The 12,450-nt window shown below is 70.1% G+C and carries 14 protein-coding genes; 10 read left to right on the top strand and 4 right to left on the bottom strand.

Features of this window, described 5'->3' with window-relative positions:
* Window positions 1-98 precede the first annotated feature (98 nt).
* Together AC1DXV_RS24005 and AC1DXV_RS24000 are read right to left on the bottom strand one after the other, a co-directional pair.
* Window positions 99-1,067, bottom strand: coding sequence for a hypothetical protein (locus tag AC1DXV_RS24005; RefSeq protein WP_477868125.1), 969 nt, complete (start codon window positions 1,065-1,067; stop codon window positions 99-101).
* Window positions 1,051-1,638 carry a DUF6932 family protein gene (locus AC1DXV_RS24000; RefSeq protein WP_477868123.1) on the bottom strand — a complete coding sequence of 196 codons (588 nt, stop codon included), beginning with the start codon at window positions 1,636-1,638 and terminating at the stop codon, window positions 1,051-1,053. The genes AC1DXV_RS24005 and AC1DXV_RS24000 overlap by 17 nt, the downstream gene beginning before the upstream one ends.
* Window positions 1,639-1,750: 112 nt before the next feature.
* Here AC1DXV_RS24000 and AC1DXV_RS23995 point away from each other — a divergent pair, with 112 nt between their 5' ends.
* Complete coding sequence (locus AC1DXV_RS23995; RefSeq protein ID WP_477935878.1) at window positions 1,751-2,050, top strand: hypothetical protein; 300 nt, start codon at window positions 1,751-1,753, stop codon at window positions 2,048-2,050.
* A gap of 65 nt (window positions 2,051-2,115) precedes the next feature.
* Here the strand turns inward: AC1DXV_RS23995 and AC1DXV_RS23990 are convergent, their stop codons facing one another.
* Window positions 2,116-2,883, bottom strand: a complete 768-nt coding sequence (locus AC1DXV_RS23990) for a pentapeptide repeat-containing protein (protein WP_477868119.1) — start codon at window positions 2,881-2,883, stop codon at window positions 2,116-2,118.
* Window positions 2,884-2,965: 82 nt separating this feature from the next.
* Between AC1DXV_RS23990 and AC1DXV_RS23985 the strand changes: the two genes are divergently transcribed.
* The 8 genes from AC1DXV_RS23985 to fae all read left to right on the top strand — a co-directional run bounded on the left by AC1DXV_RS23985 (window position 2,966) and on the right by fae (window position 9,968).
* The gene (locus AC1DXV_RS23985) at window positions 2,966-3,355 is read left to right on the top strand and encodes a 4a-hydroxytetrahydrobiopterin dehydratase (protein ID WP_477868117.1); all 390 of its coding nucleotides are present in this window, start codon (window positions 2,966-2,968) and stop codon (window positions 3,353-3,355) included.
* 115 nt (window positions 3,356-3,470) lie between these two features.
* A complete protein-coding gene (locus tag AC1DXV_RS23980) occupies window positions 3,471-4,469 on the top strand; it encodes a beta-ribofuranosylaminobenzene 5'-phosphate synthase family protein (protein WP_477935876.1) in 999 nt (332 codons plus the stop codon).
* A 10-nt stretch (window positions 4,470-4,479) separates the two neighbouring features.
* Window positions 4,480-5,403, top strand: coding sequence for an NAD(P)-dependent methylenetetrahydromethanopterin dehydrogenase (locus AC1DXV_RS23975; protein WP_477868113.1), 924 nt, complete (start codon window positions 4,480-4,482; stop codon window positions 5,401-5,403).
* Window positions 5,400-6,578: an ATP-grasp domain-containing protein gene (locus tag AC1DXV_RS23970; protein ID WP_477935874.1), complete on the top strand. Its 1,179-nt coding sequence runs from the start codon at window positions 5,400-5,402 to the stop codon at window positions 6,576-6,578. The genes AC1DXV_RS23975 and AC1DXV_RS23970 overlap by 4 nt, the downstream gene beginning before the upstream one ends.
* A complete protein-coding gene (mch, locus tag AC1DXV_RS23965; RefSeq protein ID WP_477935872.1) occupies window positions 6,575-7,558 on the top strand; it encodes a methenyltetrahydromethanopterin cyclohydrolase in 984 nt (327 codons plus the stop codon). The genes AC1DXV_RS23970 and mch overlap by 4 nt, the downstream gene beginning before the upstream one ends.
* Window positions 7,558-8,496 carry an ATP-grasp domain-containing protein gene (locus tag AC1DXV_RS23960; RefSeq protein WP_477866791.1) on the top strand — a complete coding sequence of 313 codons (939 nt, stop codon included), beginning with the start codon at window positions 7,558-7,560 and terminating at the stop codon, window positions 8,494-8,496. Before mch ends, AC1DXV_RS23960 begins: the two co-directional genes overlap by 1 nt.
* A gap of 4 nt (window positions 8,497-8,500) precedes the next feature.
* Entirely contained in the window at window positions 8,501-9,355 is an 855-nt protein-coding gene (locus tag AC1DXV_RS23955; protein ID WP_477866789.1) for a triphosphoribosyl-dephospho-CoA synthase, read from the top strand.
* A gap of 103 nt (window positions 9,356-9,458) precedes the next feature.
* Entirely contained in the window at window positions 9,459-9,968 is a 510-nt protein-coding gene (gene fae / locus AC1DXV_RS23950) for a formaldehyde-activating enzyme (RefSeq protein WP_477866787.1), read from the top strand.
* Window positions 9,969-9,971: 3 nt separating this feature from the next.
* On the opposite strand, the gene AC1DXV_RS23945 is transcribed toward fae, so the two are convergent.
* Window positions 9,972-10,466 (bottom strand): dihydroneopterin aldolase, encoded by a 495-nt coding sequence (locus AC1DXV_RS23945; protein WP_477866785.1) that lies wholly within the window; start codon window positions 10,464-10,466, stop codon window positions 9,972-9,974.
* A 142-nt stretch (window positions 10,467-10,608) separates the two neighbouring features.
* Between AC1DXV_RS23945 and AC1DXV_RS23940 the strand changes: the two genes are divergently transcribed.
* A partial coding sequence (locus AC1DXV_RS23940) for a sigma-54-dependent Fis family transcriptional regulator (protein ID WP_477935870.1) occupies window positions 10,609-12,450 on the top strand: 1,842 nt, incomplete at its 3' end.

The raw sequence follows: 12,450 nt of genomic DNA, 5'->3' as shown, positions 1-12,450 counted from the left end.
CGGCGGGCCAGCCATTCGGTGTTGCCGATGTGGCCGGGTTCGCGGGTGGAGGCGACGACGAACAGGAAGTGGGGCATGCCTTCTTATGTCGCTCGGCGCTAAATTGGTTGCTGCCCTGCCCGCTGCGACCACCCCGCGGGGGCCTCGATCATCTCGATGGTCTGAAGGGAAAACGTCTTGCGCGGCGCACGATTGCGCAATCGCACCTCCCGCACCTTGACCCGCGCACGAACGTGACGGTGCAAAAGGATGACGTCGTCTTCCAACAAGTGGTCCATCGCCTCCCGCGACACTGCCCCTACGACCACGCTGCTGTCAGCATGGAGACGCAATTCGAAGCGCAGCGAATACTCGGCCCAACCGATGACCTCGCCCTGCAAGGTTTCGATGCGATCCTCGATCGTCAATGCCTCGACACGCTGCCGAGCACGCTGCACCCCTTCCACGGTCAATTCGAAATCCCGCTCGCCTTCGACAACGCGCAGGCTTGCGCCCTCGTCGTCCAGCAACTTGAAGAAGTCCTTCAGCGCACCGAGTTGGCGGTTGTCTACGCGGGCCGAAGCTTCGTCGAATAGAGCGTCGTCCGTCGCAGCCATGCGCGACAAGGTATCGGCCACTTCGTCTACCACCTCCTTGAGCACCACATCACCGTGGGCGGGCTCATCGGCTTGCAGTACGAAGCCGAACGAGCCGCGAACGACATCGGTGACGAGGAGTTGCGTGTCCTCGCTCATCGGCACCCTGCCTCGCGACGACAGCGGGCCTGTTTCAGCGGCGGCGTAGCGCTGGCTCACGAGCTTCTGGAACTGACCGACGGCCTGCGTCCCGAAAGCGGCCTTGATTCCGTGCGAGCCGATGACCGGTCGTCCGCCAAAAAACAAGGCCACTCCGGCAGGCGCATGCAGAACGGCCTGGGACAACTCGGCCAGTTCGCGTTCGAGGCGCGCGACACGTTGGGCGTATTGATGTTCGGCGATGGGGTCGTCGTGCGCCCGACCTTCTGCGAGCAACTGGCGCGCCTGCGCCAGATCTGCCTGCAGAAACTGCCTTTCAAGCTGAGCGAGCATCGAAATCTCCTCGGGACGTCAGCATGTCCAGCATCACACGGGCATCTCCGTCGTCGGAATCCAGGGGCAACTGCAGCAAGCCCTTCCAAAGGGCGTCACCGCGACGGTGCGAGTACAAGCCATACCAATATCGGGTTTGCATCACCAGCCACTCGGGTGCCGTCGTCATGTTGACGATACTCGTGTCACAGTGCAAATTCTCCTTGCATTGCTCCCGAAGAAACAAGTCGGGCCGGGCGGCCATCATCGCGTTGATGTCGTCCTTGCTCATGCCAGCGAGTGGATGCGCGAAGGTCACCAGGTCGATATCGCCAGGCGCACGACCTTCGCGTGCCTCCACATCCTCGACGAAGCTGCCGTCGAGCCATTGAAAGCCTCGCAGGAAGCCCAGCTCGCGCAATTCGGCGCGATAGCGTAGCAACCCATCCAGAATGACGCATCGCGCGGCATTGACAGCAAAGCGTTGCACCAACTGGCTTGAGCCCACGAGATAGGGCGAACTGTTCGCGCTCGTCAGACGCTCGCCCTGGAAGGGCGGTAGCACGTGAGAATGATTGAATGGCGGGATCACGGGGCCACAGCATAGCGGCAACGAATGAAACGAACGTGGGGCGCCATGAAGTCAGCCTGAAGCACGCCGCCCCGACACTGGCATTCCCACCCGATATTCCCTGGAGCCCTCGATGTCCGCTGTTCGCCACCTGTCCTGCCTTGCCCTGATGCTGGGGGCCCTGATCGGCTCGCCGGCCGAGGCCCAGACCACCGAGGCCGTCGTCGTCAACGACTACGACGTGTTCGTCGACCCGCCCACCGCGTTCGCGTTCATCAAGCTGCCGACGGGCTGGAAGTTCATCGGCAAGCTGGATGCCGGGCAGTTGCGCAACCTGCCGCAGGGGACGTTGACCTCGCTGTTGCCGCCGGATGACGAGGCGGCGAGATTCGCTGCCGGGTCGAAGCAAGCGGCGGTGAAGCGCAAGAGCTGACGCGCAAACCTCCGTTCGCGTTGAGCCTGTCGAAACGCCCTCGCGATTCGCTGGCTTCGACAAGCTCAGGGCGAACGGCCTTTGTCACCCAATCCCTTCGCGCTGCCGCGTCCTTTCACGTCCGACAACACGATGCCGTCCAGCACCGCATCGGTGAAATCCGCGCCGGTGACATCGGCGCCGCTCAGGTCGGCCCCGGCCAGCTTCGCGTTGAAGAAGTTCACGCCGCGCAGGTTGGCGTTGACGAGCTTCGCGAACGACATCATCGACCGGTTCAGGTCGGCCCCTTCGAGGTCGGCCTCGCTCAAATCCGCGCCCGACAGATCGGTGCGCATCTGCCCCATCCCCTGGTTCTTGATGTTGACACCGAGGTTGGTCTTGACCAGCTTCGCACGCCGCAGGTTCACGCCGAGAAAGTCGGCAATGACGCGCGCCCCGCTCAGGTCCGCGCCCTCGAAGATCGGCGGCGCCTTCACCGCGCCGCCCAACACCACCACGCTGAGCAGGCTGGCGCCCGCGAGCGTCGCGCCGCTGAAGTCGGTGCCCATCAGCCACGCGCCGTTCAGGTTCGCACGCGTCAGGTCGGCACCATTGAACTTGCTCAGCACGAGCTTCGATGCGAACAGGCTGGCCCCCGCCAGGCGGGCCTGCCGGAAATCGAGCCGGCTCAGGTCGAGGTCGGACAGGTCGAGCCCCGCCAGCTCGGCCCGCCCCTGCGCCGCCGCCAGCCGCTCGCGCACCTGCTCGACGCTGAGCTGCGCGGCCCCCACGCGCCTGCTGCCCATGCCGAGCAGCGCGGACGCGATCGCGATGTTCCAGACCCTTCTGCGCATGGTGTTTGCTCCAGCGGAGCGATGATGCTGGGCGGAGCCGCGCCAAAGATCAAGGCCGGCAACCCTGCCCAAGGAGATCGACATGACCCAGTGGCGCAAGAAGACCCCCGACGAGATTTACTCGCCCGAAGAGATCGAGGCCCGGCTGAAGGCCGAGCTGCCGAAGTGGTACCTCGAAGACGGCTGGATCCGCCGCAAGTACAAGACCGGCGGCTGGAAAGGCACGCTGATGGTGGTGAACACCGTCGGCCACCTCGCCGAAGCCGCCTGGCACCACCCCGACCTCACGGTCTCGTTCGCCTTCGTCACCGTCAAGCTGATGAATCACGCGGCCAAGGGCATCACCGACAAGGACTTCGCACTCGCCGCGAAGATCGAGGAGGTGGTGATGTGGCAGCCCGGCGCGATCGAAGGCTCGGCGCTCGAAGGCACGCCCGACGATCCGCGCTTCAAGTACATCAAATACGACTGAGGGCGACATGACACTGTGTCACCCGGGCGGAACAAGCCCGGGCTCCTGCAGGGCGCTCCGACCCGCTTTTGCGGGGTAAACCCCAGCGGAACGGGGATTGCTTAGCCAGTCTCCGATGCCTGCCTCCGCCACCGACCACCACCGCCTGCTGAAGCTTCGCGCGCCGGGCCGCCTGCACCTCGGGTTCCTCGACCCGGCGGGCACGCTGGGCCGCCGCTTCGGCAGCCTCGGGCTGGTAATCGATGGCATCGCGACCGAGCTCGAGCTGAGCGCCGCATCGGCCGACGACCTCGTGGCCGTCGATGCCGCTGCGCACGCCGAGATCGAGCGCGCGAGCCGCTTCCTGCACACCTTGCGCGAGCACACAGGCCTGCGCACGCCGCTGCGCCTGCAGCTGTCGCGCGTGCTGCCGCCGCATGCCGGCTTCGGCTCGGGCACGCAGCTCGCGCTGGCCATCGGGCGCGTGTTCGCGCAATGGCATGGCCTGGCCCTGAGCAGCGTGAMGCTCGCGCACTGGCTCGCCCGCGGCCTGCGCTCGGGCATCGGCATCGCCGGCTTCGACCAGGGCGGCCTGCTGGTCGATGGCGGCCCGGGCGCCGACGGCATGCCGGCACCGCTGCTGTCGCGCATCGCGTTCCCGGCCGCCTGGCGCGTGCTGGTGGTGCAGGACGAGCGCCACCGCGGCCTGTCCGGCCCGCAGGAGAAGCAGGCCATCGCGACGCTGCAGCCGCTGCCGCAATCGCTGTCGGCCGACATCTGCCACCAGGTGCTGATGCGCGTGCTGCCCGGCGCGGCCAGCAGCGAGTTCGAGCCGTTCGCGGCCGGCATCAACCGCGTGCAGCAACTGCTCGGCGAGCACTTCGCGCCGGCGCAGGGCGGCGCGTACACCAGCGCGGCGGTGGGCCGCGTCGTGCAGTCGATCGACGGCGCGGCCATCGGCCAGAGCTCGTGGGGGCCGACGGGCTTCGCGATCCTGCCGTCGCAGGCCGCGGCCGAGGCCGCCCTGCACGCGCTGCGCACCGATCGCCTGCTCGAACCCGGCATCACGCTGAGCATCGTCGCCGGCCTCAACCGCGGCGCGCTGCTCACCGAGCACGCCTGCGAACCTCTTTGAAACCCACGCCATGGAACGCCCCTACATCCTCCACATGTTCACGCCGGGCCGGCAGATGAGCCCGTTCGACGTCAACATGGCCGCCGACGCCGGCTACCAGGTGATCGCGCCGTACTGCGACGTGACGCTCGACGACATCACCGCGCTGACGCAGGACGCCATCTTCTCGCGCGGCCCGAAGGGTGTCGCACGCACCGGCCTGTTCATCGGCGGGCGCAACGCGATGCTCGCGGCCGACATGCTGGAGCGCGCCCGGGCCTCGATGGTCAAGCCCTTCGTCGTGTCGGTGATGGCCGACCCGAGCGGCGCCTACACCACGGCCGCGGCGATGGTCGCCTGCACCGAGGCCGCATTGCAGAAGCAGCACGGCCACGGCCTCACCGGCCTGCGCCTGGTGGTGCTCGGCGGGCTCGGCCCGGTGGGCCGCATCGCCGGCGTGATCGCCGCGCAGGCGGGCGCGCGGGTGTCGCTGTCCAGCCGCAGCGGCGCCGCCGCGGCCGAGGCCGCAGCGCACGAGACCGCCACCCGCTTCCAGGTCGAGATGCACGGCGTGTCGGGTGCCGACTCCGCGGCGGTGCGCGCCTCGCTCGCCGATGCCGACGTGGTGCTGGCCTGCGCCGCGGCCGGCGTGCAGGTGGTCTCGCCCGAGGACCTGAAGAACGCGAAGCGGCTCAAGGTGGCGGCCGACGTCAATGCCGTGCCGCCGGAAGGCATCGCCGGCGTCGGCGTGATGGACGACGGCAAGCCGCTGGCCGGCAGCTCTGCGCTGGGCATCGGCGCGCTCGCGGTCGGCAACGTGAAGTACCAGACCCAGCACCGCCTGCTGGTGCAGATGCGCGACTCCGACAAGAAGGCGCTGGTGCTCGGCTTTCCGGAGGCGTTCGCCACCGCGCGCGCGTTCCTCGCGGAGCGCGCGGCCGGCGAGACGGCTTGAGCCGCTCGAGCCCCTCGCCCCGCCCGCCCGCCGGCGTGATCGCCGTGGCGGCGCTGTCCGCCCGCATGATGGCCGAGGCCGCGGTGCGCGACGGCTTCGACGTGGTCGCACTCGACCTGTTCGGCGATGCCGACACGCGCCGCGCCGCCTCCCACTGGATGAGCCTGGGCGAGCCCGCCACGCTCGCGATCGACGACGCGCGCACGCTCGCAGCACTCGGCGAGCTGGCGCGGCGCGGCGACGTGCGCGGCTGGGTCGCCGGCAGCGGCTTCGAGGGCCGGCCGCGGCTGCTGGCCGAAGCGGCGCAGCTGCTGCCGCTGGTCGGCACGCCGGTGTCGGCGGTGTGCCGCGTGCGCGACCCGGCGCTCTTCTTCGGCTTCCTCGCGTCGCATGGCATCCACCACCCGCCGGTGCGGCTGGGCGCCTTGTCGCGCACGCTGCCGGATGACGGCTCGCACTGGCTGACCAAGGACGCGCTGGGCAGCGGCGGCTGGCAGGTGAGCCGCGCCACGCCGCAGCGGGTGGCCGAAATGCCGGCGCAGCACTACCTGCAGCAGGAGGCGCCGGGCGTGCCGATGTCGGCCACCTTCATCGGCAACGGCCGCCGCGCGGCGCTGCTTGGCTTCAACGAGATCACGGTGCGCCGCTTCGGCACGCGGCCGTTCGTGTTCTGCGGCGTGGTCGGGCCGGTGCCGCTCGAAGGCCGCGCCGCAGCGCAGGCACGCGTCGCCGTCGACGCGCTGACCGCCGGCTTCGAACTGCGCGGCCTGTGCAGCCTCGACTTCATGCGCGACGGCGACGAGATCGCCGTGCTCGAGGTCAACCCGCGCCCGCCGGCCAGCATGGCCTTGTACGGCGACGGCGTGATGGCGGCCCATGTGCAGGCCTGCCTGCACGGCATGCTGCCGGCACCGCGCACCGGCCGGGACCCCGTCAACGGCACCGAGATCGTGTTCGCGCGCCACGACGAGCAGGTCGACGAGACGCTCGCGCAGCGGCTCGCCGCCTGGCCCGGCGCACACGACCTGCCCTGCACCGGCACCCGCATCGCGGCCGGCGACCCGCTGTGCAGCCTGAGCGCGAGCGGCGGCGATCCCGAGGCGGTGAGGGACAGCCTGCACCGCGCCCGCGAGGCCTTGCTGGACACCCTGGACACACCGGAGACAGCGCCATGAACGACACCCTCCTGAGCGTCAACGCGCGGGCGCGCCCGCTGGTCGAGCGCCTGCTCGCCGATGCCGACGCCCTGCAGGTCACGGTGCGCCGCGACGACCGTGGCGTGTGCATCGTCGACGCCGGCATCGAGGCGCGCGGCAGCGTCGCCGCCGGCCTGCTGATCGGCGAGATCTGCATGGGCGGGCTGGGCCAGGTCGGCCTGCGCGCCGGCGCGCAGCACGGCTGGCCGAGCTGGATCGAGGTGCGCAGCTCGCAGCCGGTGCTGGCCTGCCTGGGCAGCCAGTACGCCGGCTGGAGCCTCGCGGCCACCAAGGAGGAAACCGGCGGCAAGAAGTTCTTCTCGCTCGGCTCGGGCCCGGCGCGCGCACTGGCCGGCAAGGAAGCCCTGTACCAGGAACTCGGCTACCGCGACCGCGCCGACTGCGGCGTGCTGGTGATGGAGGTCGACCGGCCGCCGCCGCCGGTGATCATCGACAAGCTGCTGCACGACTGCGCGCTGCAGCCCGAGGGGCTGACGATCATCCTGACGCCGACCACCAGCCCGGCCGGCACGACGCAGATCGTCGCGCGCGTGCTGGAGACGGCGCTGCACAAGGCGCACACGCTGGGCTTCGCGCTGCACCACATCGTCGACGGCGTGGCGACTGCACCGCTGCCGTCGCCGACGCCCGACGGCGTGCAGGCGATGGGCCGCACCAACGACGCCATCCTCTACGGCGGCCAGGTGCACCTCAGCGTGCGCGGCGACGATGCGGCCGCGCTGGCGCTGGCCCGGCACCTGCCGTCCACCACCTCGAGCGACCATGGCCGCTCGTTCGCCGACATCTTCAAGGAGGCCGGCTACGACTTCTACAAGATCGACGCCGGGCTGTTCGCGCCGGCCGAGGTGTGGATCAGCAACCTCGACAGCGGCCACACCTGGCATGGCGGCGCGCTGAACATGGCGCTGCTGCGGCAGCTCTGGCTGCAGGAGCTGTGATGCGCATCGCGATCATGGCCGACGAGACCGGTTGGCACACGCGCCAGCTTCAAGCGGCCTTGCGAGCGAGAGGCGCGGTCGGCCGCTGCATCGACCTCGCCGATTGCCACATCGACACCACGCTCGCGTGGCACGGCCTCGCGCTGCCCGGCTTCGGCCGCGGGCTGCCCGATGCGGTGCTGGTGCGCGGCATCGCCGGCGGCAGCTTCGAGCAGGTCACCAAGCGGTTGGGCGTGCTGCATGCGCTGCGCGAGCTGGGCGTGCCGGTCTACAACGATGCGCGGGCCATCGAGCGCAGCGTCGACAAATCGATGACCAGCCTGCTGCTGCATGCGGCCGGCGTGCCGACGCCCCCCACCTGGGCCACCGAATCGCAGGCGCACGCGCAGCGCATCGCGGTGCGCGAAGGCGCGGCCGGCCATGCGCTGGTGCTGAAACCGCTGTTCGGCTCGCAGGGCAAGGGGCTGCAGCTGGTCGGCGAGGTCGACGGCGTGCACCATGCGCTGCCGGCGCTCGGGTCCGGCTTCGGCTCGCTCGCCTACCTGCAGCGCTTCGTGCCGGCCGCCACCGCGCCCGGTTTCGACTGGCGCGTGCTGGTGGTGGGCGGCCACGCGATCACCGCGATGCGCCGCGTCAGCGAGCACTGGATCCACAACGTCGCGCAAGGCGCGCGCTGCGAACCGGCGGCGCTCACGCCCGACCTCGCGCAACTCGCCGAGCGCGCGGCGCAGGCGCTCGACATGGACTACGCCGGCGTCGACCTGATCCCGTCGACGCAGGGCACGCAGGTGATCGAGGTCAACGGCGTGGCGGCATGGCAGGGCCTGCAGCGCGTGACGGGTTTCAACATCGCGCGCGCGATCGTCGACGACCTGCTGGACCGCAAGTGCGCGGGCCTGCGCGCGCTCGACGACGACGCGGCCGGGCGCTGCGCGTGAACGCATGACGCTGGATCCGAAGGCCGCCTTCCTGTGCGCCTGCACGCTCGACGTGGCGGTGCGCAAGCCRGGCAACGTGAGCCTGCAGTCGGCCGGCCACCGCATGCAGGCCACGATGTTCATCGACAGCGCGAGGGCCGCGGCCGGGCCGCTGTTCACGCCGGGTGCCGGCGTCGGCGAACGCATCGAGGCCGCGGTGGACGCCAGCTGGTCGGTGGCGCACTGCAACACGAACCTCGGCATCCTGCTGCTGTGCGCACCGATCGCCGTGGCGCTGGAGCGGCATCCCGGCGTGACGCACCCGGTTGCGTTGCGCGAGGCCATCACCGGCGTGCTGGCCGGCCTGAGCCTCACCGATGCGCAGCACGCCTTCCGCGCGATCGCCCGCGCCAACCCCGGTGGGCTGGGTGACGCGCCGGCCGAGGACGTGCGCGCCGCGCCGAGCATCGACCTGCGCGCCGCGATGGCCTTGTCGGCCGGCCGCGACCTGATCGCGCGCCAGTACCGCGACGGCTATGCCGATGTGTTCGGCGTCGCGCTGCCCGCATTGGGCCCGGGCTTTGCATGCCCGCACGAGGGTGCCTGCGACGTGCCGGACGCGGCCACCACGACGGCGGTGCAGCGGCTCTACATTGCTCTGCTGGGCAGCTTTGCCGATTCACACATTGTCCGCAAACACGGCGAGGCGGTGGCACAGACTGTCATGGCCTCGGCGCAGGCCTGGCGCGGCGCGGACGGCATGGATGCGGCGCCGGCCTTCGCGGCCTGGGACGAATGGCTGAAGGAACGCGGCATCAACCCCGGTACCACCGCCGACCTGACGGTGGCCACGCTGATGATCGCCGGCCTGCGGGCATGAGCCGTCGATCGGTGGCACGGAACGTGATAACAGACCTGAAGCACTGGCGCCTTGCCAGTGTCGGGAACGTTCCCCACAAACCCATACAGGAGATGACACAACCATGGCCAAGATCGATCGCATGATGGTCGGGGAGTCGCTCGTCGGAGAGGGCAATGAAGTTGCCCACATCGACCTGCTCATCGGACCGCGCGGCAGCCCCGCCGAATCCGCCTTCGCCAACGCGCTGACCAACAACAAGGACGGCTTCACCTCGCTGCTCGCCGTGGTGGCCCCGAACCTGCTGACCAAGCCTGCCACCGTGATGTTCAACAAGGTCACCATCAAGGGCGCCAAGCAGGCCGTGCAGATGTTCGGCCCGGCGCAGCGCGGCGTGGCGATGGCCGTGGCCGACTGTGTCGAGGACGGCACGATCCCGCCGGCCGAAGCGGACAACCTGTTCATCTGCGTCGGCGTCTTCATCCACTGGCTGGCCGACGACGACAAGAAGATCCAGGATTTCAACTACCGCGCCGTCAAGGAGTCGATCAAGCGCGCGGTGGCCGGCTCGCCGACCGCGGCCGAGGTGGTCGCGAAGAAGGGGTCGACGCCGCATCCGTTCGCGGCGGCCTGAGGTTCAACGGGGCGGAGTGCCTGGCACCAGCCCCGAGCCCAAGAGCTGCACGACGGTCGCCGAACGGCCGGCCGCCGACAGCGGGCTCGCGGTGCGCTCGATCTGCACGCCCACCGCCGCCACATCCGCGAACTTGCGCGGCTTGACGATCTTCACGCGCACCCAGCTCGCACCGAACTCGCCGAGCAGGATGTCGGCGACCGTCTCGGCCAGCGCCTCCAGCAGCTTCAGCTGGTGCTCGGCCAGCAGGCGCAGCAGGCGCTCGCGCACCACGCTGTAGTCGATGGTGTCGACGATGCGGTCGGTGTCGCAGGCGCGCGCCCGCGGCAGCCCGGCATGCACGTCGATCACCAGCGGCTGCGGCCGGTGCAGTTCGGACTCGTGGATGCCGATGACCGTTTCGCCGACAAGGCCTTCGATGAAGATCAGGTCGAGCGGCGCTGTCGGATCGGTATCGTGGCCAGGGGCGGCGCTCAGGTGGCGGCTGGGGCTCGTCATCGTGTCTCCAGGGTTGTTTGCGGGACGAGTCGCAAAAAGCAGACCACGGTGTCAGACCACGACAGGGCCTTATCGTTTCACCCGGTATGCAGCGCGCCGCATCGCACCAGAATCAGGATCCTGCGGTCTCAGGGGGAAGCACATGACATTGGTGTTGCGCACGGGCGAGGATCGGCATGCCGAGCATGTGATGGACATCGTGCGCGGCGGCGTCCACGACTCGGCGAACGATGTCGTCACGCAGTCGTGGAGMCGCTGCCTGAACGAGTACCGGCTGCACCCCGACAAGGCCCGCGAGCCCGCGGTCATCAGCCATGCCGCGCTCGAGGAGCGGCGCGAGCGCCAGGCCGACGTGATCGACAGCGCGCGCTACGAGATGACCACGCTGTACCAGCAGCTCGGCGATGCCGACTCGGCGGTGGTGCTGACCGACATCGACGGCGTGATCGTGCACATGGTCGCCTCCACCGAGTTCGCCGCCGAGATGGGGCCGCTCGGCCTGCGCCCCGGCGGCATGTGGAGCGAGACCGAGGCCGGCACCAACGGCATGGGCACCTGCCTGGCCGCCGCGGCGCCGATCTCGGTGCGCCGCGAAGACCACTTCTTCACGCACTTCACGCAGCTCACCTGCTCGGCGGTGCCGGTGTTCGACCCGTCGGGCCACATCGCCGCGGTGCTCGACGTCACCAGCCGCTCCAGCATGATGCAGCAGCACCTGCTGGTGCTGCTGGGCATGACGGCGCGCATGATCGAGAACCGCCTGATCGACCGGCGCTTCCGCAACGCGCACCCGCTGCACTTCCACAGCCGGCCCGAGTTCGTCTACACGCTGCATGAAGGCCGGCTCGCCGTCGGCGACGACGGCCGCATCCTCGCGGCCAACCGCAGCGCGCTGTTCCAGCTCGGGCTGCAGACGGTCGACGAGATCCGCTCGCGCCACATCGAAGACCTGTTCCAGACCTCGCTCGAGGACATGCTGCAGCGCAGCACCCAGTCGTCGTTCCACCCGATCGTCACCTTCCGCGCCAACGCGGCGCTGCGCTTCTTCGCCGTCGCGCGGCGGCCGGCCACCGAGTCGGGCACCACGGTGCACGCGCTGTCGGGGGCCGCGGGCCCCTCCTCCTCCACCGCCTCCACCTCCACGCACTCGACGGCGGTGGCCCGGCTCGCGCCGCGCGCCGCCACGGCAGCGCGCGCGTCGGCCCAATCGCCGACCTTCAACGACACGCGCCTGGCGGCCCACCTCGAGACCGCGCGCCGCGTCATCGCGCGCCAGACGCCGGTGCTGCTGTGCGGCGAGACCGGGTCCGGCAAGGAGGTGTTCGCACGCGCGGTGCACGAGGCCAGCCCCCATGCCGGCGGCGCCTTCGTCGCGATCAACTGCGCGAGCCTGCCGGAGACGCTGATCGAATCCGAGCTGTTCGGCTACCGCGCCGGCGCCTTCACCGGCGCTCAGCGCACCGGCCGGCGCGGCAAGATCCTGCAGGCCGACGGCGGCACGCTGTTCCTCGACGAGATCGCCGACATGCCGCTGGACCTGCAGGCGCGGCTGCTGCGCGTGCTCGACGAACGGCAGGTCACGCCGCTCGGCACCGAAGAGACCTACGCGGTCGACTTCCAGCTCATCAGCGCCAGCCACCAGCGGCTGCCCGAGCTGGTGCGCGAGGGGCGCTTCCGCGAAGACCTGTATTACCGCCTGTCGGGCATCGAGCTGCTGCTGCCGGCGCTGCGCGAGCGCAGCGACAAGCGCGAGCTGATCCACGGCGTGCTGAAGGCCGAAGGCGGCCGCGGTGCCGTGCTCAGCGCCGCGGCCGAGCGCCTGCTGATGGAGCATGCGTGGCCCGGCAACATCCGCCAGCTGCGCCATGTGCTGCGCACCGCGGCGGCGCTGGCCGACGGCGAGACCATCCAGTGCGAGCACCTGCCGGGCCTGCACGACGACAGCGCGGCCGCCGCGCCGCGCGCGGCGGCCAGCCTGCCGCCC

Source organism: Rhizobacter sp. P3_C12, from assembly GCF_056402735.1.
This window is presented reverse-complemented; position numbering and strand designations above follow the sequence as displayed.